This is a genomic window from Candidatus Effluviviaceae Genus I sp., assembly GCA_016867725.1.
Lineage (GTDB): Bacteria > Joyebacterota > Joyebacteria > Joyebacterales > Joyebacteraceae > VGIX01.
This window is the reverse complement of the sequence record VGIX01000025.1, coordinates 1-26,344: the sequence shown is the minus strand read 5'-3', so window position 1 is coordinate 26,344 and position 26,344 is coordinate 1. Positions and strand designations below refer to the sequence as shown.

The following is a 26,344-nucleotide window of genomic DNA, read 5'->3' as shown; positions in this document are numbered from 1 at the left end:
CGCAGGCGGTGCTCCCGCTTCTGGACGCAGACATCGTGGAGATCATGATCGCGACGGCTCGAGGCGAACTCGCTCCGTCGTCGGTCGGCGCGCGCCCCGGCGCCGCAGCCTGCGTCGTGATGGCATCCGGCGGCTACCCGGGGTGCTACGAGAAGGGCAAGGAGATCCTCGGCCTCGAGTCGGCGGCCGGGCTTGAAGGTGTCGTCGTGTTCCACGCCGGCACGGCGGCGCAGGAAGGACGGCTCGTCACGGCCGGAGGGCGCGTTCTCGGCGTGACGGGCGTGGGCGCCGACCTGTCCGAGGCGGTGGGCAAGGCCTACGAGGCCGTCTGCAGGATCTCGTTCGACGGCGCGCACTGCAGGAAGGACATAGGATACCGGGCGCTCAGGACGCCCGCGCACGAATGAGGACGATCGATCTCACCACCAGCAGCGACGAGTCGATGCGCGACCGCCTCGCGCCCGCGGCGCTCGCCGTCAAGGCGGGAGGCCTCGTCGTCGTGCCCACCACCACGTACTACGCGCTCGCCGCGGACGCGCTCAACCCGGCGGCCGTCGCGCGCGTGTTCTCCGCCAAGCGCCGCGACCGCACGAAGCCCATCATCGCGCTCTGCGACTCCTTCGAGATGGTGAAGCCCCTCGTCGTTGAGATCCCGCGGGCCGCGAGGGAGCTCGAGTGGCGGCTTGGGGGGAAGGGCCTCACGTACGTGCTCGCGGCCTCGACGCGCGTGCCGCTCGAGATGACGTCGGGCACCGGCACGATCGCGGTTCGCATCGAGCGGAACGAGGTCGTCCGTGAGCTCCTTGCGCTCGTCGGCCAGCCCATCACGGGCACGAGCGCGAACGTCGAGGGCCGGCCGCCCCCGCGAACGGCCGACGACGCGGCCGCGCAGCTCCGCGACTGGCTCGAGGTCGTCGTGCGCTCGCACCCGTCGGGCGCCGCAGCGGCCACCACGATCGTGGACCTCACGCGGCCGGGCGCGCCCGTGCTCCGCGAGGGTACGGTGCTGCAGGCGGACATCCGCAAGGCGCTGGGGCAATGAGCCTTGACGGGGCCTGCGCCGCCGACCTAGACTCACCCCGTTCCCCGATCGTTGCAGCGCACGCCTGCCGCTCCGCGAGGAGACGATGTCGCTTCACGTCCTCATGGTCTGCACGGGCAACACGTGCCGCAGTCCCATGGCCGAGGGCATCCTGAGAGCGCTCCTCGCCGGCGGGCAAGGCGAGGCCTGCGGGCTCACGGTGAGCTCGGCGGGCACGGCGGGCATCGAGGGGGCGCGGGCGACGGACCTCGCGCAGGACGTTGCGCGAGCGCACGGCGCGGACATCTCCGGCCATCGGTCGAGCGGGCTCGACCGGGGCGCGATCAGGGACGCCGGCCTCATCCTCGCCATGACGGGCGAGCACGAAGAGGAGATCGTCGCCCTCGCACCGGACGCGCGGGCGCGCACGTTCCTCCTGTCGGAGTTCGCCGGCGCGGGGCGGCGGGATGTGCCGGATCCGGTCGGCGGAGGGCGGACGGCGTACGAGGCGGTGCACCGGATGCTGTCCGAGCACCTCAAAGCGGCGCTCCCCAGGATCGTCGCGCTGGCCGAGGAGAAGGAGCCATGAAGATCGCTCTCGCGTCGGACCACGCGGGCTACGCCCTCAAGGAAGCCGTGAAGCGGCATCTCGAGGGGCGCGCCGACGAGGCCACCGACTTCGGCGCGTCCTGCGAAGAACCGTGCGACTACCCGGACTTCGGAGAGGCGGCGGCCCGGGCGGTCGCGGCGGGCGAGGCCGAGCGCGGCGTGCTGGTCTGCGGGTCGGGTCAGGGGATGTGCATGGTGGCGAACAAGGTCGCCGGTGTGCGGGCAGCCCTGGCGTGGAACGCCGAGATCGCGCGGCTGTCCCGCCTGCACAACGACGCCAACGTGCTGTGTCTGCCGGCGAGGTTCGTGAGCGAGCGCGACGCGCTCGCGATCGTGGACGAGTGGCTTGCGACGGCGTTCGAGGGCGGGCGGCACGCCCGGCGCGTCGAGAAGCTGATGAGAACTGAGGAGGTGGAGCGATGGCAGGACTGAGAGAGGTCGACCCCGAGGTCTTCGAGGCGATCGAGGGAGAGGTGCGCAGGCAGACCGACAGGCTTGAGCTCATTGCGTCGGAGAACTTCACGAGCGAGGCGGTCCGGGAGGCGGTCGGGTCGGTCATGACGAACAAGTACGCCGAGGGCTACCCGTTCTTCCGCAAGAAGGACGGGAGCCTGAGCTGGGAGCGGAACGGGCGCTACTACGGGGGCTGCGAGTTCGTCGACAGGGCCGAGAGGCTGGCCATCGAGCGCGCCAAGGCCCTCTTCGGGGCGGAGCACGCCAACGTGCAGCCGCACTCCGGCAGCCAGGCCAACATGGCCGTCTACTTCGCGCTCCTCAAGCCCGGCGACCGGTACTTCGGTCTCGAGCTGTCGCACGGCGGACACCTGACGCACGGACACCCGATCAGCTTCTCGGGGATGTTCTTCGACGTGGTCCACTACGGCGTCGATCAGAAGACCGAGGTCATCGACTACGCCGCTCTCAGGACGCTCGCGCTTGAGAAGCGCCCGAAGCTCATCATGGCCGGCGCGAGTGCGTACCCGCGCACGCTCGACTTCGCGGCGTTCCGCGAGATCGCGGATGCGGTGGGGGCGAGGCTCGTCGTGGACATGGCGCACATCGCCGGGCTCGTCGCGGCGGGGATGCACCCCAGTCCGGTGCCGCACTCCGACGCGGTGACGACCACCACGCACAAGACGCTCCGTGGGCCCCGGGCGGGCATGATCCTCTGTCGGGAGGCCGTCGCGGCCGACATCGACAAGATGGTCTTCCCGGGCATTCAGGGCGGGCCGCTCATGCACGTCATCGCGGGCAAGGCCGTGTGCCTCAAGGAAGCGTCGCAGCCGGCGTTCCGCGAGTACCAGAGGAAGATCGTCGAGAACGCGAAGCTCATGGCCGAGGCGTTCAAGCGTCACGGGTTCCGTCTCGTGTCCGGCGGGACCGACACGCATCTCATGCTCGTCGACCTCCGTCAGAAGAACGTGACGGGGAAGGCGGCGGAGCTCGGTCTCGAGAAGGCGGGGATCACGGTGAACAAGAACACGATCCCCTTCGATCCGGAGAAGCCGTTCATCGCAAGCGGCATCCGCGTCGGCACGCCCGCGCTCACGACGCGCGGGATGGGCGCGGCCGAGATCGAGCGCATCGTCGGGCTCATCGACCGGGCGCTGTCGGACATCGAGAACGAGCAGAATCTGCAGTCTGTCAGGAAAGAGGTCGAGGAGCTGTGCGCCGCCTTCCCGCTCGTGAAGGGCGAGAAGAGGCCTAGCTAGGGCGCTTTCGCGGTTGCCCGGGGAGCGGAGTCGGTGACGCAGCGCCCCTCGTGGGACGAGTACTTCATGAGCATCGCCCGCCTCGTCGCGGGGCGGGCGACCTGCCTTCGGCGGAAGGTCGGCGCGGTCATCGTGAAGGACCGGCGGATCCTCGCGACCGGGTACAACGGAGCGCCCGCGGGACTGCCTCACTGCTCCGAGACCGGATGCGTGCGCGAGCGTCTCAGGGTCCCGTCGGGCGAGAGGCACGAACTGTGCCGCGGGATCCACGCGGAGCAGAACGGCATCATCCAGTCCGCGAACCACGGGACGGTCATCGCCGGTTCGACGATCTACACGACGCATCACCCCTGCTCGGTCTGCGCGAAGATGATCATCAACGCCGGCATCGTCCGCGTCGTGACCGACGACGGCTATCCCGACGAGCTCGCGGCCGACATGCTGGCGCAGGCCGCGATCGAGGTCGTCACCCTCGACGACGCCGTGAGGGCGCCGCGGCCGTGACCCCGCCTCCGCCGGCGGCGGTTTCGCCGCCGGTGGCGACGGGGCCGTAAGTGCGCCTGCCTCGCCGCGGTGACCGCTCCCGCCACTCGCTTTCGCGCGCGACGCGATTCCACCGCATTCGTTGTTGACACGCGTCGAGCCGCGTTGCTACCATGCCGCTCGCTCATGACGGAGGCGGGCTCGCGGATGGAGCGACGACATGGTCGTGCGCAGCGTCCCTTCCGAACAGGCAACCCCAATCAGAATCTGACCATCTCCGAACACGAGGTCCACGATCGCCCGGCGCGCTCGTGGACGGCGCGAGTCGGGGCACTGACTGCGAACGTGGAGTCCGACGCATGCCGACCGTGAACGACGACATGTCCCTGGTCGACCAGGAAGCGGCAGAGACGATGACCGACGCTACCGTGGACGCGGGCACGGAGCCGGCCCAGGACGACGCGCTTCCCAGTCGTCTGCGGTTCGTGATGGACGAGGAGGAGATCCTCGGTCTGCACCGCCGACTCGCGAGCAGGCTCTTCCGCCTCGTGAGGAAGCGCAGCGGGACGATCGTCCCGTTCGAGCGGAAGAAGATCACCGAGGCCATCTTCAAGGCCGCCCAGGAGGTGGGGGGCAGGGACCGGGAGACCGCAGAGCGCCTGACAGACGAGGTTCTCCTGTACCTCTACTCCGAGAGAGGCGATAACCTGCCGCAGGTTGAGGAGATACAGGACTCCATCGAGAAGGTCCTCATCGAGCGCGGCCACGCCAAGACGGCCAAGGCCTTCATCCTCTACAGGGACAAGCGGGCGAGGGTTCGGCGGAAGGAGGTCCGGGCGGACCTCCCCGGGCTCGAGCGCATGGGCGCCGCGCGGTCGGTGGATGCGACCGATCTCGCGCTCTTCGTGAGGACCTCCGCGGACGACATGATCGTCTGGGACCGCGAGAAGATCGTCGAGACCCTCGTGAGGGAAGCGGACGTCAGCGTCGACGTCGCCGAGAAGATCAGCCGCGAGGTCGAGGACCAGATCGTCCTCTCGAAGACGAGCGTGATCACGGCGCCGCTCATCCGCGAGCTCGTGGACGCGAAGCTCGTCGAGCACGGGCTCGAGGCCGCGCGGCGGAAGCACACGCGGCTCGGCGTGCCGTTGTACGACGCCGAGCGCATCATCCTCATGCCGAACAAGGAGAACGCGAACATCCCGCACAACCCCGAGGCGACGAACATGACGCTCGCCGAGGCGGTGAAGAAGCAGTACGCGCTTCTTGCGGTGTTCTCGCAGGACGTCGCCGACGCGCACACGCGCGGCGACATCCACCTTCACGACCTCGGCTTCTTCGACCGGCCGTACTGCTCCGGGCAGTCGCTCGAGTACGTGAAGAAGTTCGGGCTGCACCTGCCGAACGCGATCTCGATCGCGAAGCCGGCCAAGCATCCCGACATTCTCCTCGCGCACATGGTGAAGTTCTCGGCGGCGCTTCAGGGTCACTTCGCCGGTGCGATCGGCTGGGACGCCGTGAACGTGTTCTTCTCGCCGTTCCTCGAGGGTCTCTCGGACCGGGACGTCCACCAGCTCGCCGAGATGCTCGTGTTCGAGTACTCGCAGCAGAGCGTTGCGCGAGGCGGGCAGGCGATCTTCAGCGACATCAACATCTACTGGGAGACGCCGAAGCACTTCGAGTCCGTCCCGGCGATCGGTCCCGGCGGGAGGGAAACCGGCAAGACCTACCGCGACTACCAGCGCGAGGCCCAGCGCTTCGCGATGGCCCTGTTCGACATCTACAAGCAGGGCGACGGCACGGGCCGGCCCTTCTTCTTCCCGAAGCCGCTCGTGCACATCACGGACGAGTTCTTCCGCACGCCGGGTCACGAGGACTTCCTGCTGCACATCTCGGACGTGGCCGCGGACAAGGGCAACACGTACTTCGTGTTCGACCGGGGCGAGACGGCCAAGATCTCCGAGTGCTGCAGGCTGTCGTTCAAGCTCGAGCAGTCCGACCTCGACGACGCGGCACAGCCGTGGCGGATGCGGTACTCGGCGCTGCAGAACGTGACGTTGAATCTCCCGCGCGCCGCGTACGCGGCGGAGGGCAGCGACGAGAAGCTCATCGAGAAGCTCGATCAGCTCCTGGCCGTCGCGGTCGCCGCGCACCAGCAGAAGCGGGAGATCATCGAGAACCTGCTGGCGATGGGGGACCACGGGCCGCTCGCGCTGCTCACCATGCGGCTCGACGGCCAGCCGTACCTCAGGATGCACCGCGTGACGCACCTCATCGGCCTCCTCGGCCTCAACGAGGCGGTGCAGAGCCACACGGGGGAGGAGCTGCACGAGTCGGAACGGGCGTTCAGGCTCGGGCTCCGGATCGTCGCGCACCTCAAGCTCGCGTGCGAGAGGGCGTCGGCAGAGACGGGCATGCGATTCGTGCTCGAGCAGACGCCGGCGGAGTCGTGCGCCTACCGGATGGCGAAGCTGGACCTCGACCACTTCCCGATCCAGGCGGCGAGGGTCGTCAAGGGCAACACGGCGACGGGTGAGGTGTACTACACGAACTCGACCTTCCTGAACGTGTCGCACCCGATCAGCGCCATCGAGCGGGTCAAGAAGGAAGGCAAGTTCCACGACATGATCGAAGCCGGGGCGCTCTCGCACGTGTGGATCGCGGACAGCCGTCCCGACAAGCGCGCCGTCGCGAGCTTCGTCAAGAGGACCTTCGCGAGCACGGGCAACGCCCAGATCGCGTTCTCTCCGGAGTTCACCACCTGCAACAGGTGCCTTCGCGTCATGAGAGGCCTCGTGGATTCCTGTCCGCGCTGCGGCTCGGTGCAGGTCGACGGCATCACGCGGGTCACGGGGTACTTCTCGAAGGTGTCGGGCTGGAACGTCGGCAAGCAGGCGGAGCTGGGCGACCGTCACAGGAGCCGCATCGAATGAAGCTCGTCTACTTCGTCAAGGACGGGTGCGACGCCTGCAAGAAGGCGCGCGAGAAGGTCGAGTTCTTCCTGGCGAGGTGGAACGCCTCGGACCGCGTTGAGCGGGAGACGCACAACACCTCCACGGAGGACGGCCTCGTCGAGGCCGCCATGCGGGAGGTCCGCGACATTCCGGCCATCATCCTCGAGGATTCGGACTCGGAGGTCGCGCGGTGGGTCCGCCGGCCGCCGACGTCGCTGGAACTCAGGGCGGCTCTCGGGGCGACCGTGCCCGCGCAGGACGGCGAGGACGCGCCCGCGGACGTCGCCCTCCCCTAGGCGGGAACCACCTGTGCGGCAGGGCTGTGTCTGTGGTAGACTCCGGGTACGGGTCTGCCCGTCTGGCGCGCGGGAAAGCGGCGCGCCCGGCGGCCCGAAAGGAGGCCTCGGGATGAACACGCGTATCGTCTCGTTCTCGATCGCGGCGCATGTCGTTCTCATTGCCGCGTCCGGGCTCGTCATCGGCTGCGCCGCGGGCGGGGGAGGCGGGACCGCCGCGGTGGACGCCTCCGGCACGCCGGTGGCCGTCACGCGCTCGTTCGAGCAGGGCCAGACGATGAAGTACCGCTTCAAGGTCGAGAGCCAGTCCGGCGTGAAGCGGGTGGGCTACGAGCAGTCGATCGCCACGTCGCATGAGCTCCGGACCACGTGCACGATCACGAAGGCCGGCGACGAAAAGGTCGAGATGGACATGCGCTTCGACTACGCCGCCGGGTCCCGCACGGTCGGCGACCAGATGATGGCCGACAAGGACGTCGCGACCCTGAGGGGCAAGGTGCTGCAGTTCACGCTCTCCCCGGCGGGCGCCATCGAGAGCTGGGCGGGCTTGTCCGGCGAGGCCGTGCTGGAGTCCGGAGCGGGTCAGTTCGCCATGCTCCTCTATGACGTGCTTCCGAGCCTGCCTGCCGAGCCGCTGACCGTCGGCATGACCTGGACGGAGCCGTACAACATCCCCACCATCACGACGCGGGCCGACCGCGACTTCGTGGGCGAGTCCACGTACACCGTGCTGGGGTTCAAGCGCAGGTACGACATCCCGTGCGCGGAGATCCGGCGCGTCACGAACTTCGAGTTCGAGGGGCGCGCCGAGCAGGGCGGCGAGGTGTGGCTCATGTCCGGGCGCGGGACCACGGATGGGACCATGCTCATCTCGACCGAGGACGGTCTCGTCGTCTGGAGCTCGAGCAACTCGAACATGACGCTCAAAGGCGAAGGTGCCTCCGTCGCGTCCGCCGCCGCGTCCGGCACGGTGGAGATGGGCATCAAGTCGAAGCTCGTCATCGAGCTTCAGTCCTAGCGCCGTGCGCCCGACCCGGCGGCCACGCGGCGGCCGGGGCGGGCCGGGACGCTGACCCGGGAGTCCTGACCTGAGGCTGAGGACGTTCTCCGGCGGAGCGCATCCGCCGACACGCAAGGCTTCCACCAGGCACCTCGAGATCACCGAGGCCGCGCTGCCCGAGCGCGCCGTCGTGCCGCTCGGGCAGTCGCTCGGCGCGCCGGCCGAGCCGTGCGTTCGCATCGGCGACGCCGTCCTCGTCGGGCAGAGGATCGGCGACGCCAGCGGCTTCGTGTCGGTCCCCGTGCACGCGCCGATCTCGGGCAAGGTCGCGGCCGTCGGGCGATTCCCGCACCCGCTCGGCAGCGAGCGGCCCGCCATCGTGATCGAGGGCGACGGCGCCGACCGCCGGCACGAGTCCGTCCGGCCCCCAGGCGATCCCGACTCGCTGTCTCCCGAGGACATCCGCCGCGCCGTCCGCGACGCGGGCGTCGTCGGGCTCGGCGGCGCGGCGTTCCCCACGCACGTCAAGCTGTCACCGCCCGAGTCGAAGCCCATCGATCTCGCCGTGCTGAACGGGGCGGAGTGCGAGCCGTGGCTCACGGCGGACCACAGGCTCATGCTCGAGAGACCGGCCGAGATCGTGAAGGGGCTCCTTCTCATCATGCGGGCCCTCGGGTGTCGCAAGGGCATCGTCGGGATCGAGGCCAACAAGATGGACGCCGTGCAGGCCATGCGCGGCGCGGCGCCGGCGGGCGCCGACATCGAGGTCGTCCCGCTCGAGGTGAAGTACCCGCAGGGCGCGGAGAAGCAGCTCATCGACGCGCTCACCGGGCGCAGGGTGCCCTCGGGCGGTCTTCCCATGGACGTCGGCGTCGTCGTGCAGAACGTCGGCACGGCGTTCGCGGTGTACGAGGCGTGCCACCTGGGGATGCCGCTCGTCAGACGGGTCGTGACGGTCGCGGGAACCCCGCTCGCGCGTCCGGCGAACTACCTCGCGCGGATCGGCACCCTCGTCTCCTCGCTCGTCGAGCAGTCCGGCGGGGCGACGGGGGAGGTGGCGAAGGTCATCTCGGGCGGCCCGATGATGGGCGTCGCCCAGGCGACCCTCGACGTGCCGGTGGTCAAGGGGATGTCGGGAGTGCTCCTCCTGGCTCCGGACGAGATCGACTGGAGGGCTCCCGATCCGTGCCTGCGCTGCGGGAACTGCGTTGAGACCTGCCCGATGAAGCTCGTGCCGACGCTGCTCGAGAAGCTCGTTGCGGCGGGGAAGACGGACGACGCCGTCGCCGCCGGGCTTCAGGACTGCATGGAGTGCGGGTCGTGCGGGTTCGTCTGCCCGTCCAGGCGGCCGCTCGTGCACAGCTTCAAGCTGGGCAAGTACCTGAGCGCCGAGCGGCGCAAGGCGGCGGCCCGGGCCGCGGAGAGGACCGCCGCGGCGGCCGCGGAGAGGGGAGGCCGGGCCTGATGCCGGAGCGTCTGGTCGTGTCCGCGTCGCCCCACCTCCGCGAGGGCGTGTCCGTCGAGAAGGTGATGTACGGCGTCGTCATCGCCCTCGTGCCGGCCCTGGCGGGCTCGATCTACTTCTTCGGGTTGCGCGCCGTTCTGATCGTCCTCATCTCGTGCGTGACCGCGCTGGCGACGGAGGCGGCGATCCAGCGCATGCGGCGCGTCCCGGTGACCGTCGCCGACGGCAGCGCGCTCGTCGCGGGCCTGCTCCTCGCGTTCAACCTGCCCCCGGGCGTCCCGCTCTGGATGCCGCTCGTGGGGTCGCTCTTCTCCATAGCCATCGGCAAGCAGGTCTTCGGCGGCCTGGGGTACAACGTGCTGAACCCGGCGCTCGCCGGGCGCGCGTTCCTCACCGCGTCGTGGCCGGTCCACATGACGACGGCGTGGGCCGCGGCGAGGGCCGGCACGCTCTCCGGCGCGCCGCTTCAGGGCGTGGACGTTCTCACGCAGGCGACGCCGCTCGGCGTCTGGCGGACGGCGGGCGCCATCCTCGCCGACCCGGCGTCGTCCACGCACCAGCTCGCGCAGGCGCGCGAGGTGCTCGCGGACCTGGGCTCGCCGGACACGGCGATGCACATGTTCCTCGGAAACACCGGCGGGTGCATCGGCGAGACCTCCGCGCTCCTGCTCCTCATCGGCGCCGCCTACCTCATGTTCAAACGGTACATCGGCTGGCGGATCCCGGTGAGCTACATCGCGACGGTCGCGGCCCTGGCCTGGATCTTCGGCGGGCCCGACGGGCTCTTCACGGGCAACGCGCTCTTCCACGTGCTCGCGGGCGGGCTCATGCTCGGGGCGTTCTTCATGGCGACCGACATGGTGACGTCGCCCGTCTCGCCGAAGGGCATGCTCGTCTTCGGCGTGGGGTGCGGGCTTCTCACGAGCGTCATCAGGCTCGTCGGCGGCTACCCCGAGGGCGTGTGCTACTCGATCCTGATCATGAACGTGGCCACGCCGCTCATCGACCGCACGACGAGGCCGCGGCGCTTCGGGGAGGTCGGGAAGCGTGCGTGACTTCCTGAAGCTCGCGGGGACCCTCACCGTCATCGCGTGCGCCGCGAGCGTGGCGCTCTCCGTCGCCTACCAGGCCACGCGCGAGGTGAAGGAGCGTTACGACCTCGAGGAGCAGGAGGCCGCCCGCAGGGAGGTGCTCCCGGAGGTCGAGGGGGCTGTGTTCGAGAGGGTCGAGACCGACTCCGTCATGAACGGGGCGCGCTTCGTGTGCTACGCGGCGTACCCGTCCGAGGGGTCGACGGAGGCGGCCGGGTACACGTTCGTCGCCTACGGCAGGGGCTACTCGAGCACCATCGCCACCATGGTCGGCGTGGACACCGCGTTCGCCGTCACCGGCATCCGCATCATCTCGCAGCGCGAGACACCGGGGCTGGGCACGAAGATCCAGGAGGTCGCCTCGAGGAACACGCTGTGGCAGATGCTCGCGGGGAAGGCTGTAGGCGAGGAGGGGCTCAGGCCCTGGTTCCAGGCGCAGTTCGACGGGCGCGACGAGAGCAGGCTCAGGGTCGTGAAGAGCCGGGCCGACGACGGCGTGCTCGCCGTCACGGGCGCCACGATCAGCTCCGAGGCCGTGACCGGCTCCGTGCGGCGGGGCATCGCGATGCTCCGCTCGATCGTGGCACCGGTCGAGGCGGCGGAGCAGGGCGCGACGGCGGCTCGGGCTGAGCCGGGCGTCCCGACGTCGACGACGGAGGCGGCGCCATGAGTTCCATGCGGGAGCTCGTGAAGGGCGTCTACCGGGAGAACCCGGTGTTCCGGCTCGCCCTCGGGCTGTGCCCCACGCTCGCCGTCACCACGTCGGTCGAGAACGGCCTCGGCATGGGCGCCGCGGCGACCTTCGTGCTCCTCGGGTCGAACGTCGTGATCTCGCTTCTCAGGAAGCTCATCCCGGCGAGGGTGCGCATTCCCTGCTTCATCATCGTGATCGCGAGCTTCGTCACGATCGTCGAGCTCGTCATGGGCGCGTATCTTCCCGAGCTCTCGAAGTCGCTCGGGATCTTCATCCCGCTCATCGTCGTGAACTGCATCATCATGGCCAGGGCCGAGGCGTTCGCCGCGAAGAGCGGCCTGCGCGCGTCGATCCTGGACGCCGTGGGCATGGGCATCGGCTTCACGCTCGCGCTCGTCGTCATCGGGACGATCCGCGAGGTCCTCGGCGACGGCAAGCTGTTCGGGTACATGGTGTTCGGCCCGAAGTTCCAGCCGGTGCTGCTCGTGCTCCTGGCGCCCGGGGGGTTCATCACGATGGGCCTCCTCATGGGGTACCTCAACGTGCTCGACGCCAGGGCGGCGCGGAAGGCGGACGCGGCCCGGAACCCGAAGGGGTAGGCGATGGACCTCGGTCATCTGCTCGCCGTTGTGGTCGGCGCGATCTTCGTCTCGAACTTCGTGCTCATGCGCTATCTCGGGCTGTGCCCGTTCGTCGGCGTCTCGAAGGACCTGGACTCGGCGGTGGGCATGGGCATGGCCGTCATCTTCGTGATGACCCTCGCGTCGCTCGCGACGTGGTTCGTGTACACGTACCTCCTCGTCCCGCTCGGCATCGTCTACCTGAGGACGATCGCCTTCATCCTCGTCATCGCGACCCTCGTGCAGTTCGTCGAGATGGTGATGGAGAAGACGGCGCCCGCGCTCCACAGGTCGCTCGGGATCTACCTCCCGCTCATCACGACCAACTGCGCGGTGCTCGGCGTCGCCGTCGTGAACGTGGACGAGTTCATGGTGACGGGGATCGCCCGGAACGCGAGCTTCATCTACACCGTCGTGCACGGATTCGCTGCCGGCGTCGGGTTCACGCTGGCGCTCGTGCTCATGGCGGCCATCCGGGAGCGCATCCAGCTCGACGCGATCCCGAAGTCGATGCGCGGCATCCCGATCACGTTCGTCATCGCGGGGCTCATGGCCATAGCGTTCCTCGGCTTCACCGGGCTCCGGGTCGGGTAGAGGGCAGGAGGACGGAGTGCAGTCGGTCCTTGCGAGATCCGTGGTGTCGCTCACCGGGCTTGCCGCCGCGTTCGGCGCGATGCTCGCGTACGCGTCCCGCGTGTTCGCCGTGCGCCGCGACCCCAGGGTCGAGAAGGTGCTCGCGGCGCTCCCCGGGGTGAACTGCGGCGCCTGCGGGTTCCCCGGCTGCCAGGGGTTCGCGGAGGCCGCCGTGAAGGGCGACGTCGCGGAGGGCGCCGTCTGCCCGCCCGGCGGGAACGAGACGATGGTGAAGGTCGCCGAGATCCTCGGCACGGAGCACGCGCAGCTCGTTCCCAAGGTCGCCGTCGTGCACTGCGCAGGGGGCGCATCCACGTCCGTCCAGCGCGTGACCTACGAGGGGATCGAGGACTGCCGGGCGGCCCTGCTCGTCGGAGGGCATCCCAAGGCGTGCATCTTCGGATGCCTGGGCCTCGGCACCTGCCGCTCGGTCTGCCCCTTCGGAGCCATCGCGATCGACGAGGAAGGACGCGTCCGCATCGATGCGAAGCGCTGCACGGGATGCGGCAAGTGCGTCGAGGCCTGCCCCGTCGGGATCATCGAGCTCGCGCCGCGCGACATGCGGGTCCATGTTCGGTGCTCGTCGCACGACAAGGGCCCGGCGGCGAAGAAGGTCTGCTCGGTCGCGTGCATCGCCTGCCAGCTGTGCGTGAAGAAGTGCCCCCACGGCGCGATCCGCATGGACGACAACCTCGCCGTCATCGACTACACGAAGTGCACGAACTGCGGGATCTGCGCGGCCGTGTGCCCGACCAAGGCGATCATCGACGAGGTGAAGGTCCGCCCGAAGGCGCTCATCGGCTCGCGCTGCGAGGGAAAGGGCCGGTGCAAGGAGGTCTGCCCGGTCAAGGCGATCACGGGCGAGCCCGGACAGCGGCACGAGGTCTCGCGCGGGGCCTGCATCGGGTGCGGGCTGTGCCTCGACGTCTGCCCGACCCGGGCGATCACGATGGTCGGGGCCCTCGGCCCGCAGAAGGAGAGGTCCTGACATGGCGCGCGGCGAGATGGCGGGACGGCAAGGACGCCCGGGCACGCCGCTCCGGATCCTCCTGGCCACGCGGGTCCACTTCTGGCCCGTGTCGATCCTCCCGGTGCTCGTGGGCTCGACGCTGCCGTTCTGGCTTCGGCCCGAGGGGTTCGTCTGGAGCTCGGGGCGGTTCGCCGTCACGCTCCTTGCCGTGCTCCTCATCCACATCGCCTCCAACCTCGCCAACGAGTACCACGACGACCGCAGCGCGGCCGACCGCGTGAACCCGAGGCACGGCTCGCTCTCAGGCGGTTCGGGACTCATCCAGGCCGGCGCGCTACCGGCCGGGGCATTCCTCGCGGGCGCGATCGCCTGCTACGCGGCGGCGGCCGGCCTCGGCCTGTGGCTCAACGCGGTCCTGCCGGGCAATCTGGCGCTGGTCCTCGGGGTCGTCGGCGTTCTGGGAGGCTACTTCTACACGGCGCCGCCTCTCAAGCTCTCGCACAGGGGCCTCGGCGAGGTCGCGGTCGCGCTCCTCTTCGGCGTGCTGCCGGTCGTGGGCGCGTACTTCGTGCAGGCGCGCACGGTCTCGTGGCAGGTCGTGGTCGCGTCCCTGCCGCTCTCGTTCGCCGTCGCGCTCGTTCTCTGGGTCAATGAGATCGTGGACGCCGTGCCCGACGCGGCGGCGGGCAAGGCCACGCTCGTGACGCGCGTCGGCGCCCGCGCGGCCGGTCGCTGGGGCGTTCTCGCGCTCACGACGCTCGCCTTCGCGAGCCTGTTCCTCGCCGTCTTCACGGCGTCTCTCATCCCGCTCACGCTCGTCGCCGTGCTCGCGTTCGGCCTGGCGCGGACCGTCGTCGTGGACTGCTGGTCCCGGCACGCTCGACCGGCCGACCTCGCCGCGGCGCAGCGGGCCGCTCTCAAGCTCCACGCCGTGCTCGGCGTCGTCATCGCCCTCTCGGCGCTGGTGGCCGCCGGCGGCTGACCCCCCTTTGACTTGGGCATCCCCGCGTGGTATCGTCACTTCGCTTCCTTGCGGCGGGACATGGGCATGGCGCGTTGGGGGACCGGGTGACGGGCGAGCGGAGGCGGCTCCTCCTCGAGATCCTTGGGTTCGCGCTCGTCGTTGCGCTCGTGGCGACGTACGCCGTGCGGCGTGGCGGCGCCGCCGGGCCGGCGAGGCTTGAGGACCAGCGGCTTCTCCTGGGCACGGTCGTCTCCGTCACCGTGTTCACGAACGACTCCGAGCGCGGCCGCGGGGCCATCGAGGCGGCCTTCGCCGAGATGGAGCGGGTGGAGTCCCTCACGAGCCGCCACGCGGCGTCCGGCGAGATCTCCAGGATCAACGCCGGCGGCAGGACCGGCGACCGCGTGAGCATCGGCGGCGAGCTCGCCTCCGTCATCGAGCGCTCATTGCACTTCAGCAGGGTCTCGGGCGGGGCCTTCGACGTGACCGTGGCTCCGCTCGTCGCGCTGTGGCTCGGGCCCGAGGGGATGCGCGTCCCGAGCCGGTCCGCCGTGAGCGCCGCCCTTCCGAAGGTCGACTACACGAAGCTCGCGCTGAACGCGGGCGCCGGAACGCTCACCGTCCCGCTCGGGATGTCGCTGGACCTCGACGGCATCGCCAAGGGGCACGCGGTCGACCGCGCGGTGCGGGCGCTGCGCCTGCGGGGGATCCAGTCGGGCATCGTGGACGCCGGAGGCAACATCGGCTTCCTGGGCGCGCCGCCCCGCGGCGGGATGTGGCGCGTCGGCATCAAGCACCCGCGCCGCGAGGGCATCCTGGGCACGCTGTTCGTCGAGCGCGGGAGCGTCGCGACCTCGGGGGACTACCAGCACTTCACGGTCGTGGACGGCCGGCGCTACCACCACATTCTCGACCCGAAGACGGGACAGCCGGCGCACGGCGTGATGAGCGTGACCGTCGTGACGGCGCGGGCCATCGACGCGGACGCTCTCTCCACGGCGGTGTTCGTTCTGGGAGCCGAGCGAGGGATGGAGCTCATCGAGACGCTGGACGGCGTGGAAGGCGTCATCGTCACGGGGCAGGACGACGTGGACCGCGTTCTCGTGTCGTCGGGTCTCGCGGAGCGCTTCGCGGAGGAGACGTAGGGTCCGGGGGGAGCATGGCCGAGGCTGCACACTGGGAGCCGGCGGGAGAGGGGCGCGCGCACTGCCTCCTCTGCCCGCAGTCCTGCGTCATCCCGGAGGGCGGCCACGGCATCTGCCTCGGGAGAGTGAACCGCGGGGGGGCGCTTCAGGCCGACAACTTCGGCCGCTGCGTGTCGCTCGCGATGGACCCGATCGAGAAGAAGCCCCTGTACCACGTCTGTCCGGGACGCGAGATCCTGTCCGTCGCGTGCAACGGCTGCAACCTGCGGTGCGACTTCTGCCAGAACTGGACGATCTCGCAGGAGCCCGCGCGCACGAGCCCCCTTCCGGCGTTCGAGCTCGTGCGCATCGCGGTCGAGTCGGGGTCCTTCGGGATCGCGTACACCTACACCGAGCCACTCGTGTGGTTCGAGTACATCCTCGAGGCGGGGGCGCTCGCGCACGAGAGGGGCCTTAAGAACGTCCTCGTCACCAACGGCGTCATCAACGAGAGGCCGCTCAGGGAGCTTCTGCCGCTCGTCGACGCGATGAACGTGGACCTCAAGTCGATGCGGCCGGGGTTCTACCGCGAGCACTGCCGCGTGGACGGGCTCGAGTCGGTCCTGCGGACGATCCGGATCGCCGCCGAGGCCTGCCACGTGGAGGTCACGAACCTGCTCATCCCCGGGCTCAACGACTCCCCGGACGAGACGCGCGAGCTCGCGCGGTTCGTCGCCGGCGTGGACGTGAGGATCCCGCTCCACTTCTCGAGGTACTTCCCGCAGCACCGGATGACCGTCCCCGCGACGCCGCTTTCGACGCTCACGCGCGCCGCGGACATCGCGGCCGAGAAGCTGTACTACGTCTATCTCGGGAACACGGGGCGGCAGGAACGAAGCCACACGCACTGCCCGGTGTGCGGGAACCTGCTCGTGCGGCGAACCGGCCATCAGACGTCGATCGTCGGCCTGTCGGGCCGCAACTGCAGGCGGTGCGGGAGGGCCGCGGACATCGTGTGGTGCTCGTGATGACCGGTCTGCGGCGGACGGCCGCCCTGCTCACGCGGGCGGACCGGGTCGTGCTCTACGCCCTCGTCGGAGGCGGCGTCGTGCTCCTTGCGGCGACGTGGAGAGGCGGTGCGGGAGGGCACGCGCGGATCAGCTGGCCGGGCGGCACGCGCGTCGTGCGGCTGGATGAGGACGCGCGATACGATGTCGAGGGGCCGCTCGGCGTGACGGTGGTCGTCGTCGCCGGAGGGAGCGTGAGCGTGATGTCGTCCCCGTGCCGGGAGCACGTCTGCGAGCGCATGGGACCCGTCAGGAATCGGGGCGGGACCGTCGTCTGCGTTCCGAACCGTGTGATCGTCACCGTGCAGGGCGCGGGCGGAGACCGGATCGATGCCACAACGCGGTAGGGAGCGGATGAGCGCCTCGCGCGGTCTCGCGACGGTCGGGACGCTGGTCGCGGCGTCGCTCGTGCTGTACGCCGCGGAGGGCCTGTTCCCGTCTCCGCTTCCCTTCCTCAAGCTCGGGCTTTCGAACATCGTGACGCTGTTCGCGCTCGCCACGATGGGAGTGCGGGCGGCGGTGGCCGTGACCGCGCTCCGCGTGCTCGTCGCCTCGGCGCTCGCCGGGACCATCGCGGGGCCGGCCTTCGCGCTGTCGATGGGCGGCGGGCTCGCCGCGGCCCTGGGCATGGGGGCCGCCGCGCGGTGGGGGACGCCGCCGCTCAGCGTCGTCGGCGTCAGCATGGTCGGGGCGGCGTGTCACAACCTCGCGCAGCTGTCCATCGTCGCGTGGCTCTTCGCGGGCGCCGTCTCGCGGCTCGTGCCCGCCGCGCTCCTCATCTCGGCGGTCACGGGCCTCGCGACCGGTCTCGCGGCCCGGTTCGCGCTGGACAAGCTCGGTCGCCACGTCGGCACGTGGAGGAGCGCTTTCGCATGAGAGAGATCGGCCGTGTGGTCTCGGTCCAGGGGGACGCGGCGGTCGTGGCGATGCCCGGAACGGGCAGCTGCGACCGGTGCGGCCTGTGCCTCATGGGGCAGGATGGCAAGCAGTTCCTGCTTCTGGCACGCAACGCCGCGGGCGCGGCCGCCGGCGACGCGGTGGAGGTCGAGATCGCCGAGGGCCGCGTGATCGCGGCGGCGTTCGCCGTGTACATGGTGCCCGTGCTCGCGACGATCATCGGGTTCGCCGTCGGCAACGCGATCGCGGGGGGCGCTCCGGACGCGGCGCTTCCCATCGTCCTGGCCGTCGCGTGCCTCGCGGTCTCGTTCGTGGCGGTGTGGGCGTACGACCTCAGGCTCCGCAAGGCGGAGAAGCGGCAGGTCGTGATCACGAGGATCGTGTCGGCCGAGGAGGCCGAGCGCGAGGGCAAGCACGTGAGGCCGGTGCGCCTCGGAGGGTAGGCTCTGTACAAGTCGGCCAAGAGACTCGTGAACCGCATCGCCGCGCTCGCCCACAGCAAGAAGGCCGAGGGCGTGGTGTCCATCGACCTGAGGGGCCTAAGCCCCGCGTGCGACTTCTTCGTGATCTGCGAGGGCACGAGCGACGTGCACGTGCGGGCGATCGCGGACGCCATCGAGGACGGGCTCCTCGAGTCCGGCGAGAAGGCGTGGCACCTCGAGGGGCGCGAGGGCGGACGGTGGGTGCTGCTCGACTACATCAACGTCGTCGTGCATGTGTTCGACGGCGAGACGCGCGACTACTACCAGCTGGAGCGGCTCTGGGGAGACGCGAAGATCCAACGCTACGAGGACGAGTGACGCCTATCGCCGGGGGGAACCGATGAACGAACATCTCGAGAAGCTCGCGCAGGCCGTCGCGGACTCGGACGCCGTGGACATCATGGTCCTGACGAGGGACATGGAGGTCGTGTGGCTGAGCCCGCACATGGAGAAGGTCGTGGGGATGACGCTCGCCGAGGTCGGGGGCCGGACCTGCCATGAGGCGTTCGCCGGTGACGCCGCGCCGCACCCCGGATGCACGGCGCGGAAGGCGCTCGAGCTGGGGCGCCCCGTGCGCCAGATCGAAAGCCTGAACGGCGTGCCGCACCTCGTCGTCGCGCTGCCGCTCGGTGAGCGGCACGTGGGCGAGCTCGTCGTGCGGCTCGGCGACCTCGCGCAGCCGACCGGCGTCGCCCCGATCCTCGCCAGGCGGAGCATCAGGAAGTACACGTGCGACCCGGTGAGCGAGAAGCACGTGCGGATGCTCCTCGAAGCCGGCATGGCCGCCCCGTCCGGGAAGAACCTGAGGCCCTGGCACTTCGTGGTCGTGACGGACAGGGGCAAGCTCGACCGCCTCGCCGAGACGGGCACGTTCTGGCGGATGCTCCACGAGGCGCCGCTCGCGATCGTCATCTGCGGCGACCCCGGCATCTCCGACAGGTACTACGACCAGGACGCCGCGGCCGCGACGGAGAACATCCTCCTCGCGGTCTCGATGCTGGGCCTGGGGGGCGTGTGGCTGGGGTGCCATCCGAACCCGGAGCGGATGGACCCCGTGAGGGAGATTCTCGGGATCCCGGAGGCGATCGTGCCGGTCGCGATGGTCTCGGTCGGACATCCCGCGGAGGAGAAGGAACCGAGAACGCAGTACGAGGAAGGGCGGGTCCACAAGGACCGCTGGTAGATCCGAGCCCCCGCGCGCGGTGGGGAACGGTCACGGACATGGAGGATGGTCTATGTCGTCGAGGTGCTTCGGCGCGGCGTTCGTGACGCTCCTTGCCGCGCTCGCTCTCGCGGCCCCGGCCTCGGCCGTCGAGCCGCACGCCGGGATGCTCCGCAATCCGGACGTGTCAGCGACCCACATCGTGTTCCGCTACGCGAACGACCTCTGGCTCGTGCCGCGCGAGGGCGGCGTGGCGACGCCGCTCGCGAGCCCGCCTGGAGCGGAGAACTTCCCGAAGTTCAGTCCCGACGGCCGGACCATCGCGTTCCTCGGCAGCTACGACGGGATCCGGGACATCTACACGCTTCCCGTCGGCGGCGGGACGCCGGTGCGCGTCACGCACCATCCGGCAACGGAGATCATCTCGGACTGGACGCCCGACGGACGCATCATCTTCTCCGCGTGGGGGATGGGCCGGAATCCCAACGTCGCCGAGGTGCGGTCGGTGCGTCCCTCGGGAGGGCTGTCCGAGCCGTTGCCGGTGCCGTACGGCGCGAACGCCACCGTGAGCGCCGACGGCCGGTGGCTCGCGTACACCCCCGAGTCGAACGACTTCTCCACGTGGAAGCGCTACCGCGGCGGGCGCGCGAGCGACGTCTGGCTCTTCGACCTCGTGGAGCACGCGTCGAAGCAGATCACGGACTGGGAGGGAAGCGACAGCGTGCCGATGTGGCAGGGCTCGAGGGTGTTCTACGTTTCCGACGCGGGGCCCGAGCACCGGCTCAACATCTGGGTGTACGACACGGCGACCGGCCAGCGGCGGCAGATCACCTTTCACGCCGACCACGACGTGAAGTGGGCATCCGCCGGCCCGGGCGACCGCGAACAGGGCGAGATCGTCTACCAGCACGGTTCCGATCTCCGGCTTCTCGATCTCGCGACGGAGCAGTCGCGCGTCGTGTCGGTGACGATCCCGGGTGACCGCCCGCGCCTGCGCCCGCAGTCCTTCGACGCGTCGGCCACGATGGGCGGCCTCGACATCTCGCCGCAGGCGAAGCGCGTGGCCGCCGAGGCGCGCGGCGACCTCTGGACGCTGCCCGCGAAGAAGGGGACGCCGCTCAACCTCACGCGCACGAGCGGCGCGGCCGAGCGCGACCCGGCGTGGAGCCCCGACGGCAGGTGGATCGCGTACTTCTCCGACGCGACGGGCGAGTACGAGCTCTACGTCACCCAGTCGAACGGAACGGGCGAGACGCGGCGCCTCACCGACTTCGGTCCCGGCCGCTTCCTCTACTTCCCGACATGGTCTCCGGACTCGAAGTCCATCGCGTTCTGGGACCAGACGGGCGGGCTCTTCGTGGTCGGCGTCGAGAAGGGCGGCCCGAAGCTCGTGGACAAGCTCCCGGGCGCCAACCCCGTCCCCGTGTCGTGGTCGTCCGACTCCAACTGGATCGCGTGGTGGCGTCCGGTGAAGAGCGTCGTCGGCCGCTCGGCGATCTGGCTCCACGACGTCTCGAAGGGGAAGGTCCACCAGGCGACGAGCGGCGTGTGCAGCGACTCGTGGCCCGTGTTCGACCGCGAGGGCAAGTACCTCTACTTCGCGAGCACGCGAGACCAGTCGGACCCCATCTACGCCGACGAGGGGACAACCTGGGTCTACTCGGAGACCGAGCGGCTGTGCGTCGTCCCGCTCACGAAGGACACGCCGGCCCCGCTTCCGCCGGAGATCGACGAGGAGGAGTGGGATGCGGGCAAAGACGAGGGCAAGGACAAGAGCAAGGACAAGGACAAGGACGCGGGCAAGAGCGAGAAGGACGACGAAGAGAAGGACGACGACGAGAAGCCCGAGCCCGTGAGGATCGACCTGGAGGGCTTCGAGGCGCGTGCGGTCGCGCTGCCCGTGGACAAGGGCATCTTCGCCAACCTCCACGTGAGCGACGAGGGCAAGCTCGTGTACCTGCGCTATCCGCCCTGGAAGGAGGAAGTGAAGGCGTCCATCTGTCTCGCGGACCTCGACGACGAGGACGAGGAGCACGAGAAGACCGTGCTCGCGCCCGCCGACGGCTTCGCCATGACGGCTGACGGCTCGAAGCTCCTCGTGAGTTCCGAGTCCGGCATGGCCATCGTGGACGCGAGGCCGGACCAGAGCATGAAGGACGCGGTGTCCACGGCGGGGATGACGGCCGAGATCGACCCGCGCGAGGAGTGGGCGCAGATCCTGCGCGAGGCGTGGCGCATCGAGCGCGACTTCTTCTACGATCCCGGCATGCACGGCGTGGACTGGGAGGGCGTCCGGCGGCAGTACGAGGCGATGCTCCCCGACTGCGCGTCCCGGCAGGACGTGGGGTACCTGATCGGCGAGATGATCGGGGAGCTCAACGTCGGGCACGCGTACTACTGGGAGAGCGGCGAGTGGGCGCCGGCGCTCTCCGTCGGCATGCTGGGATGCGACTTCGCGCTCGAGAACGGCGCGTATCGGATCGCGCGCATCGTCGCGGCGGACCCGTGGGACGTGGACGGCCGCGGCCCGCTGAGCCGGCCCGGGACGGACGCGAAGGAGGGCGACTACCTGCTCGCCGTCAACGGCGTGCCCCTCGACCCGGCGAAGGACCCGTGGGCGGCGTTCCAGGGGCTTGCCGGCAAGGTCGTCAAGCTCACGCTGAGCGAGCGGCCGGCGCCCCACGACAGGGCGCGCGAGGTCGTCGTGAAGCTGCTGGACGGCGAGGGGGACCTCAGGTACCGCGCGTGGGTGGCCGCGAACCGGCGCTTCGTGGACGAGCGGACCGGCGGGCGCGTCGGGTACATCCACGTTCCCGACACGGGCATCGAGGGGCAGAACGAACTCGTGCGGCAGTTCCTCGCGCAGCGGCAGAAGGATGCGCTCATCATCGACGAGCGATGGAACGGCGGCGGGCAGATCCCGGCGCGGTTCATCGAACTTCTGAACCGTCCCACAACGAACTACTGGGTCCAGCGCGACTCCGACGAGGTGTACGCGTGGCCCTACGACTCCCACCAGGGACCGAAGTGCATGCTGATCAACGGCTCGGCCGGGTCGGGCGGCGACCACTTCCCGTACCTGTTCCGCCACTTCGGGCTCGGCAAGCTCATCGGGACGAGGACGTGGGGCGGGCTCGTGGGATTGAGCGGGGGGCCGGGGCTCATCGACGGCGCGGTCGCGACGGCGCCGTCGTTCGCGTTCGTGGACCTCGACGGGACGTGGGGCATCGAGGGGCACGGCGTGGACCCGGACATCGAGGTCGTGGACGACCCGGCGCTCATGGTGGGCGGGAAGGACCCGCAGCTCGACGTCGCCATCCGGCAGATGCTCGACGAGCTGGCGCAGCGGTCGTTCACGCCGCCGCCGAAGCCGGAGTACCCCGACCGGAGCGGGATGGGGCTCAGGCTCGAGGACAGGTAGCCGGACCGGAGGATCACGGAGGGAGGTGCGACGATGATGCGGCACAGGGGCGTCGGCTGGCTTGTCGCGGCGCTGGCGCTGCTCGCGATCCCGGCTGCGGCAGGCGAGGCAGGCGGGCTCGCCGGCGTCTGGGAGGGAACACTCGACGCCGACGGCGCGGCGCTCCGCGTCGTATTCACGGTCTCCGCTGCGGACGGCGGAGCGTACTCTGCCACGCTGGCGAGTCCGGACCAGGGCGCCGAGGGCATTCAGGTCCGAGAGGCCGTCCTGGACGGTCGGGCGGTGCGGTTCAGCGTGCCGGCGGTCCTCGGGCAGTTCGACGGCGAGCTCGACGACGACGGGGAGCACATCGCCGGCGTGTGGACGCAGGCCGGGCGCGAGCTCCCGCTCGCCCTCGAGCGGACCGCGGCCGGCCCGGTCGTCGTGAGGCCGCAGGACCCGCCCCCGATGGTATCTCTGTACCGGTCGGAGATGGTGACCTACCAGAACGCGGCCGCGGGCATCACGCTCGGCGGGACCATCACGACTCCGAACGGAGACGGGCCGTTCCCGGCCGTGCTCCTCATCTCCGGCTCCGGGCCGCAGGACAGGAACGAGACCGCCTACGGCCACAGGCCGTTCCTCGTGCTGGCCGACAACCTGACGAAGCGCGGCATCGCCGTCCTGCGCGTGGACGACCGCGGGGTCGGCATGTCGCAGGGCAACGTGGCGCAGTCCACGAGCAGGGACCTCGCGGACGACGTGCGCGCGGGCGTCGAGTTCCTGCGGACGCGGCCGGAGATCGACGCGCGCCGCATCGGACTCCTGGGCCACAGCGAGGGCGGGCTCATCGCGCCCATGGTCGCCGCGGAGACGGAGGACGTCGCGTTCGTCGTGATGCTGGGTCCGCCCGGGATCGTCGGCGAGGAGGTGCTGTACGACCAGGCGCGGCGGATCAGCGAGGCGAGCGGGGAGACGCCGGAGGGCATCGAGCGCGGGCGTCGTCTTCAGGAGGCGGTCTTCGAGGTCCTGAAGTCGGAGCCGGACAACGCGGCGGCCACCGAGCGGCTGCGCGCCGTGCTCAAGCAGGGCGTGGCGGAGCTGCCCGAGGCGGCGCAGGCCGAGCTTGCCGAGTCGCTCGACGCGTTCGTGGACGGTCAGATCAGGCAGGTCGTCACGCCGTGGTTCCGGTTCTTCCTCGCGCACGATCCGGCGCCCGCGCTCGAGAAGGTGCGGTGCCCCGTGCTCGCGCTCTTCGGCGGCAAGGACCTCCAGATCTCGCCGGAGGCCAACCGCGCGCCGCTGGAGGCGGCCCTCGCGCGCGGCGGCAATGCCGACCACACCGTGCGGACGTCCGACGGCGTGAACCACATGTTCCAGACGGCGACGACGGGGCTGCCGTCGGAGTACCCGAAGATCCCCGAGACGATCGCGCCCGAGGTGCTCGGTCTCATCGGCGACTGGATCCTCGAGCGGTTCGGTCCGAAGTAGGGGGCGAGGCGTGTTCTTCGAGGAGCTGAAGCAGGCGCTCGCGGGCGCGCTCGCGAGCCTCGGGCTTCCGGCCGACAGGGCGGAGGTCACGCCGCCGCGCGACCCGTCGCACGGGGACGCGGGGACGAGCGTCGCGCTCGCGCTGGCGAAGGAGCTCGGGAGGAACCCGCGCGAGCTCGCGGCGGAGATCGTCGCGGCGCTCGATCGCGACCCGTCCGTCGTGGAGTCGGTCGAGGTGGCGGGCCCCGGGTTCATCAACTTCCGGCTTGCCGCCGCGTGGTACGAGCGCGTGCTGCGGGAGGCGGTGAAGCGCGGCGGGGCGTACGGTCGTTCGGACGCGGGGCGCGGCGCGCGCGCGCAGGTCGAGTTTGTGAGCGCGAACCCGACCGGGCCGCTCAACATCGTGAGCGCGCGGGCCGCGGCCGTGGGCGATGCCATCGCGAACCTGCTCGCGGGGACCGGCGTCGAGGTCGAGCGCGAGTACTATGTCAACGACGGCGGCCAGCAGGTGGAGAAGCTCGCGCTCTCGGTCGAGGCGCGCATCCGGGCGAGCCGGGGAGAGCCGCTCGAGATCCCCGAGGGCGGGTACCACGGCGACTACCTGTGCGACGTGGCGGCGGCGATCGCGGCCGAACGGCCCGACGTGTTGGCGATGCCGCGTCCCGAGCGCCTTGCGTTCCTCAAGGCGGCCGCCGTGCGGGCCATCGTGTCGCAGCAGAAGGCCGACCTCGAGCGGTTCGGCGTCCGGTTCGACCGCTGGTTCTACGAGTCCGAGCTGGGCGCGGCGGTGGACGCCGCGCGCGAGCGGCTCGTGGCGAGCGGGGAGACGTTCGAGCAGGACGGCGCGGTGTGGCTTCGCACCACGCCGCACGGCACGAACGACGACAAGGTCATCGTGAAGAGCGACGGGCAGCCGACCTATCTTCTGCCGGACGTCGCCTACCACCTCGACAAGTTCGCGCGCGGGTTCGACCCGGTCATCGACCTGTGGGGGCCGGACCACCACGCGCACGTGGCCGAGGTGCACGCGGCGCTCGAGATCCTCGGGTACCCGCAGTCGCGGCTCGAGATCCAGATCGTCCAGCAGGTGAACTTCATCGAGGGCGGCAAGCAGCTCAAAATGTCGAAGCGCGCCGGGCGGCTCGTGACGCTCGGCGAGCTCGTGGACGACGTGGGCGTGGACGTGGCGAAGTTCTTCTTCCTGATGCGCACGCAGTCGGCGCACCTCGACTTCGACCTCGACCTGGCGCGCCAGCAGACCGAGGAGAACCCGGTCTTCTACGTCCAGTACGCGCACGCGCGGGTGGCGAGCCTCATCCGGTTCGCGAAAGACCGCGGGCACGCCGTGCCGTCGCCTGAGGAGGCCGTCCTCGGCGACGTGAGCGCGGGAGACGCCCGCAGGCTGGTGTTGCGGCTGTCGGACTTCCCGGCGCTCGTTGATGGCGCGGCGCGGGCGCGGGAGCCCCATCGTCTCACGGCGTACCTGCGCGAGGTCGCGGCGGCGTATCACTCGTACTACCACAACAACCGCATCGTGACGGACGACCCCGCGCAGACGGCCGCGCGGCTCTTCCTGTCCGAGGCGACGAAGACCGTTCTGCGCAGCGGGCTCCTGCTTCTGGGCCTGTCGGCGCCGGAGCGGATGTAGCTTCGGGCAGCGCGGCGCGGGTTTGTGCTTGACAATCCGGCTCGCCGGAACGAACTATCTCGTGTGGGATTGCCCCGCCGGTGTGAACACCGCACCCAGGCGCGCGCGAACCGGAGGATGGGGCATTGCTTCTGAAGGGGCGAGACCGGGTCTTCCCGCTGGAGTCCGTCGAGCAGGCGCTCGGGGCGCTTCGCGACGTGCGGAGCGCGAAGATCGTCGCGGACGACGTGGGCCGCATCCTGGCCGTGCACGTCGTCTCGTCGTCCGAGCGCAGCGCGAAGCAGATCGCGCGCGACGTCGAGTCCGTCCTGGTCGCGAAACTGGGCATCGCGATCGACCATCGCAAGATCAGCATCGCGCAGGTGGGCGCGGAGTCGCCGGCGCCCGCGGCGGCGGGGGAGGCGCGCTCGGGGACGGGCGCGGCGGCTGGCGGTGCGGCCCGAGGCGGCCGGACGGATGCCGAGCCCGAGCAGCCCGTGCCCAGGGGGCTCGCGGCGAAGGACCGCCGGATCGAGTTCGTCGGCGTGAGCGTGGCGCAGTCGCAGAACAGGGCGGAGGCGC

27 protein-coding genes are annotated in these 26,344 nt (G+C 70.3%); all 27 read left to right on the top strand.

Translation table 11 applies throughout. From position 1 onward, the window contains the following. The coding region (locus FJY74_06735) for a phosphoribosylamine--glycine ligase (protein MBM3308002.1) at positions 1 to 407 on the top strand (407 nt) is incomplete at its 5' end. Further along, positions 404 to 1,042 (top strand): threonylcarbamoyl-AMP synthase, encoded by a 639-nt coding sequence (locus FJY74_06730; protein ID MBM3308001.1) that lies wholly within the window; start codon positions 404 to 406, stop codon positions 1,040 to 1,042. The genes FJY74_06735 and FJY74_06730, both read left to right, overlap by 4 nt. A gap of 85 nt (positions 1,043 to 1,127) precedes the next feature. After that, complete coding sequence (locus tag FJY74_06725) at positions 1,128 to 1,610, top strand: low molecular weight protein arginine phosphatase (GenBank protein MBM3308000.1); 483 nt, start codon at positions 1,128 to 1,130, stop codon at positions 1,608 to 1,610. Then, positions 1,607 to 2,062, top strand: a complete 456-nt coding sequence (gene rpiB / locus FJY74_06720; protein ID MBM3307999.1) for a ribose 5-phosphate isomerase B — start codon at positions 1,607 to 1,609, stop codon at positions 2,060 to 2,062. The genes FJY74_06725 and rpiB overlap by 4 nt, the downstream gene beginning before the upstream one ends. Continuing rightward, positions 2,050 to 3,342, top strand: a complete 1,293-nt coding sequence (locus tag FJY74_06715) for a serine hydroxymethyltransferase (GenBank protein ID MBM3307998.1) — start codon at positions 2,050 to 2,052, stop codon at positions 3,340 to 3,342. Before rpiB ends, FJY74_06715 begins: the two co-directional genes overlap by 13 nt. Positions 3,343 to 3,375: 33 nt before the next feature. Further along, positions 3,376 to 3,846, top strand: coding sequence for a dCMP deaminase family protein (locus FJY74_06710; GenBank protein MBM3307997.1), 471 nt, complete (start codon positions 3,376 to 3,378; stop codon positions 3,844 to 3,846). A gap of 338 nt (positions 3,847 to 4,184) precedes the next feature. Further along, positions 4,185 to 6,758 carry an anaerobic ribonucleoside-triphosphate reductase gene (gene nrdD / locus FJY74_06705; GenBank protein ID MBM3307996.1) on the top strand — a complete coding sequence of 858 codons (2,574 nt, stop codon included), beginning with the start codon at positions 4,185 to 4,187 and terminating at the stop codon, positions 6,756 to 6,758. Continuing rightward, positions 6,755 to 7,075, top strand: a complete 321-nt coding sequence (locus tag FJY74_06700) for a hypothetical protein (protein ID MBM3307995.1) — start codon at positions 6,755 to 6,757, stop codon at positions 7,073 to 7,075. The genes nrdD and FJY74_06700 overlap by 4 nt, the downstream gene beginning before the upstream one ends. Positions 7,076 to 7,187: 112 nt before the next feature. Further along, positions 7,188 to 8,093 (top strand): hypothetical protein, encoded by a 906-nt coding sequence (locus FJY74_06695; protein ID MBM3307994.1) that lies wholly within the window; start codon positions 7,188 to 7,190, stop codon positions 8,091 to 8,093. 70 nt (positions 8,094 to 8,163) lie between these two features. Further along, positions 8,164 to 9,540 carry an electron transport complex subunit RsxC gene (gene rsxC, locus FJY74_06690; GenBank protein MBM3307993.1) on the top strand — a complete coding sequence of 459 codons (1,377 nt, stop codon included), beginning with the start codon at positions 8,164 to 8,166 and terminating at the stop codon, positions 9,538 to 9,540. Then, positions 9,540 to 10,595 carry an RnfABCDGE type electron transport complex subunit D gene (locus tag FJY74_06685; protein MBM3307992.1) on the top strand — a complete coding sequence of 352 codons (1,056 nt, stop codon included), beginning with the start codon at positions 9,540 to 9,542 and terminating at the stop codon, positions 10,593 to 10,595. Before rsxC ends, FJY74_06685 begins: the two co-directional genes overlap by 1 nt. Further along, complete coding sequence (locus tag FJY74_06680) at positions 10,588 to 11,301, top strand: FMN-binding protein (protein ID MBM3307991.1); 714 nt, start codon at positions 10,588 to 10,590, stop codon at positions 11,299 to 11,301. Before FJY74_06685 ends, FJY74_06680 begins: the two co-directional genes overlap by 8 nt. Beyond that, entirely contained in the window at positions 11,298 to 11,924 is a 627-nt protein-coding gene (locus tag FJY74_06675; GenBank protein MBM3307990.1) for an electron transport complex subunit E, read from the top strand. The genes FJY74_06680 and FJY74_06675 overlap by 4 nt, the downstream gene beginning before the upstream one ends. A 3-nt stretch (positions 11,925 to 11,927) precedes the next feature. Then, positions 11,928 to 12,539 carry an electron transport complex subunit RsxA gene (gene rsxA, locus FJY74_06670; protein ID MBM3307989.1) on the top strand — a complete coding sequence of 204 codons (612 nt, stop codon included), beginning with the start codon at positions 11,928 to 11,930 and terminating at the stop codon, positions 12,537 to 12,539. Positions 12,540 to 12,618: 79 nt separating this feature from the next. Further along, complete coding sequence (locus tag FJY74_06665) at positions 12,619 to 13,566, top strand: RnfABCDGE type electron transport complex subunit B (protein ID MBM3307988.1); 948 nt, start codon at positions 12,619 to 12,621, stop codon at positions 13,564 to 13,566. Between the two features lies 1 nt (position 13,567). Continuing rightward, a complete protein-coding gene (locus FJY74_06660) occupies positions 13,568 to 14,530 on the top strand; it encodes a prenyltransferase (protein ID MBM3307987.1) in 963 nt (320 codons plus the stop codon). 86 nt (positions 14,531 to 14,616) lie between these two features. Beyond that, positions 14,617 to 15,657 (top strand): FAD:protein FMN transferase, encoded by a 1,041-nt coding sequence (locus tag FJY74_06655; protein ID MBM3307986.1) that lies wholly within the window; start codon positions 14,617 to 14,619, stop codon positions 15,655 to 15,657. A 14-nt stretch (positions 15,658 to 15,671) separates the two neighbouring features. Then, positions 15,672 to 16,664 carry an AmmeMemoRadiSam system radical SAM enzyme gene (gene amrS / locus FJY74_06650; GenBank protein MBM3307985.1) on the top strand — a complete coding sequence of 331 codons (993 nt, stop codon included), beginning with the start codon at positions 15,672 to 15,674 and terminating at the stop codon, positions 16,662 to 16,664. Then, positions 16,652 to 17,050 (top strand): NusG domain II-containing protein, encoded by a 399-nt coding sequence (locus FJY74_06645; GenBank protein MBM3307984.1) that lies wholly within the window; start codon positions 16,652 to 16,654, stop codon positions 17,048 to 17,050. Before amrS ends, FJY74_06645 begins: the two co-directional genes overlap by 13 nt. Before the next feature lie 7 nt (positions 17,051 to 17,057). Next, positions 17,058 to 17,579 carry a Gx transporter family protein gene (locus FJY74_06640; protein ID MBM3307983.1) on the top strand — a complete coding sequence of 174 codons (522 nt, stop codon included), beginning with the start codon at positions 17,058 to 17,060 and terminating at the stop codon, positions 17,577 to 17,579. After that, positions 17,576 to 18,043, top strand: coding sequence for a SoxR reducing system RseC family protein (locus tag FJY74_06635; protein MBM3307982.1), 468 nt, complete (start codon positions 17,576 to 17,578; stop codon positions 18,041 to 18,043). Before FJY74_06640 ends, FJY74_06635 begins: the two co-directional genes overlap by 4 nt. Before the next feature lie 27 nt (positions 18,044 to 18,070). Continuing rightward, positions 18,071 to 18,400 carry a ribosome silencing factor gene (gene rsfS, locus FJY74_06630; protein MBM3307981.1) on the top strand — a complete coding sequence of 110 codons (330 nt, stop codon included), beginning with the start codon at positions 18,071 to 18,073 and terminating at the stop codon, positions 18,398 to 18,400. A gap of 22 nt (positions 18,401 to 18,422) precedes the next feature. Then, positions 18,423 to 19,265, top strand: a complete 843-nt coding sequence (locus tag FJY74_06625; GenBank protein ID MBM3307980.1) for a nitroreductase family protein — start codon at positions 18,423 to 18,425, stop codon at positions 19,263 to 19,265. A 52-nt stretch (positions 19,266 to 19,317) separates the two neighbouring features. Continuing rightward, positions 19,318 to 22,665: a PD40 domain-containing protein gene (locus FJY74_06620; GenBank protein MBM3307979.1), complete on the top strand. Its 3,348-nt coding sequence runs from the start codon at positions 19,318 to 19,320 to the stop codon at positions 22,663 to 22,665. Positions 22,666 to 22,698: 33 nt separating this feature from the next. Then, positions 22,699 to 24,135 (top strand): alpha/beta hydrolase, encoded by a 1,437-nt coding sequence (locus FJY74_06615; GenBank protein MBM3307978.1) that lies wholly within the window; start codon positions 22,699 to 22,701, stop codon positions 24,133 to 24,135. Between the two features lie 10 nt (positions 24,136 to 24,145). Further along, on the top strand, positions 24,146 to 25,783 hold the full coding sequence (locus tag FJY74_06610) for an arginine--tRNA ligase (protein MBM3307977.1): 1,638 nt from the start codon (positions 24,146 to 24,148) through the stop codon (positions 25,781 to 25,783). 125 nt (positions 25,784 to 25,908) lie between these two features. Next, positions 25,909 to 26,344 (top strand): hypothetical protein (locus FJY74_06605; protein ID MBM3307976.1); only part of this gene is annotated, 436 nt, incomplete at its 3' end.

Excerpts from the sequence above, each read along its gene's own strand:
- amrS (MBM3307985.1), top strand. The coding sequence starts at position 15,672 with ATGGCCGAGGCTGCACACTGGGAGCCGGCGGGAGAGGGGCGCGCGCAC.
- FJY74_06700 (MBM3307995.1), top strand. The coding sequence starts at position 6,755 with ATGAAGCTCGTCTACTTCGTCAAGGACGGGTGCGACGCCTGCAAGAAG.
- FJY74_06615 (MBM3307978.1), top strand. The coding sequence starts at position 22,699 with ATGATGCGGCACAGGGGCGTCGGCTGGCTTGTCGCGGCGCTGGCGCTG.
- FJY74_06685 (MBM3307992.1), top strand. The coding sequence starts at position 9,540 with ATGCCGGAGCGTCTGGTCGTGTCCGCGTCGCCCCACCTCCGCGAGGGC.
- FJY74_06665 (MBM3307988.1), top strand. The coding sequence starts at position 12,619 with ATGCTCGCGTACGCGTCCCGCGTGTTCGCCGTGCGCCGCGACCCCAGG.
- FJY74_06660 (MBM3307987.1), top strand. The coding sequence starts at position 13,568 with ATGGCGCGCGGCGAGATGGCGGGACGGCAAGGACGCCCGGGCACGCCG.
- rpiB (MBM3307999.1), top strand. The coding sequence starts at position 1,607 with ATGAAGATCGCTCTCGCGTCGGACCACGCGGGCTACGCCCTCAAGGAA.
- rsxA (MBM3307989.1), top strand. The coding sequence starts at position 11,928 with ATGGACCTCGGTCATCTGCTCGCCGTTGTGGTCGGCGCGATCTTCGTC.
- FJY74_06625 (MBM3307980.1), top strand. The coding sequence starts at position 18,423 with ATGAACGAACATCTCGAGAAGCTCGCGCAGGCCGTCGCGGACTCGGAC.
- FJY74_06695 (MBM3307994.1), top strand. The coding sequence starts at position 7,188 with ATGAACACGCGTATCGTCTCGTTCTCGATCGCGGCGCATGTCGTTCTC.
- FJY74_06675 (MBM3307990.1), top strand. The coding sequence starts at position 11,298 with ATGAGTTCCATGCGGGAGCTCGTGAAGGGCGTCTACCGGGAGAACCCG.
- FJY74_06635 (MBM3307982.1), top strand. The coding sequence starts at position 17,576 with ATGAGAGAGATCGGCCGTGTGGTCTCGGTCCAGGGGGACGCGGCGGTC.
- FJY74_06620 (MBM3307979.1), top strand. The coding sequence starts at position 19,318 with ATGTCGTCGAGGTGCTTCGGCGCGGCGTTCGTGACGCTCCTTGCCGCG.
- FJY74_06725 (MBM3308000.1), top strand. The coding sequence starts at position 1,128 with ATGTCGCTTCACGTCCTCATGGTCTGCACGGGCAACACGTGCCGCAGT.
- nrdD (MBM3307996.1), top strand. The coding sequence starts at position 4,185 with ATGCCGACCGTGAACGACGACATGTCCCTGGTCGACCAGGAAGCGGCA.
- FJY74_06730 (MBM3308001.1), top strand. The coding sequence starts at position 404 with ATGAGGACGATCGATCTCACCACCAGCAGCGACGAGTCGATGCGCGAC.
- FJY74_06715 (MBM3307998.1), top strand. The coding sequence starts at position 2,050 with ATGGCAGGACTGAGAGAGGTCGACCCCGAGGTCTTCGAGGCGATCGAG.
- FJY74_06640 (MBM3307983.1), top strand. The coding sequence starts at position 17,058 with ATGAGCGCCTCGCGCGGTCTCGCGACGGTCGGGACGCTGGTCGCGGCG.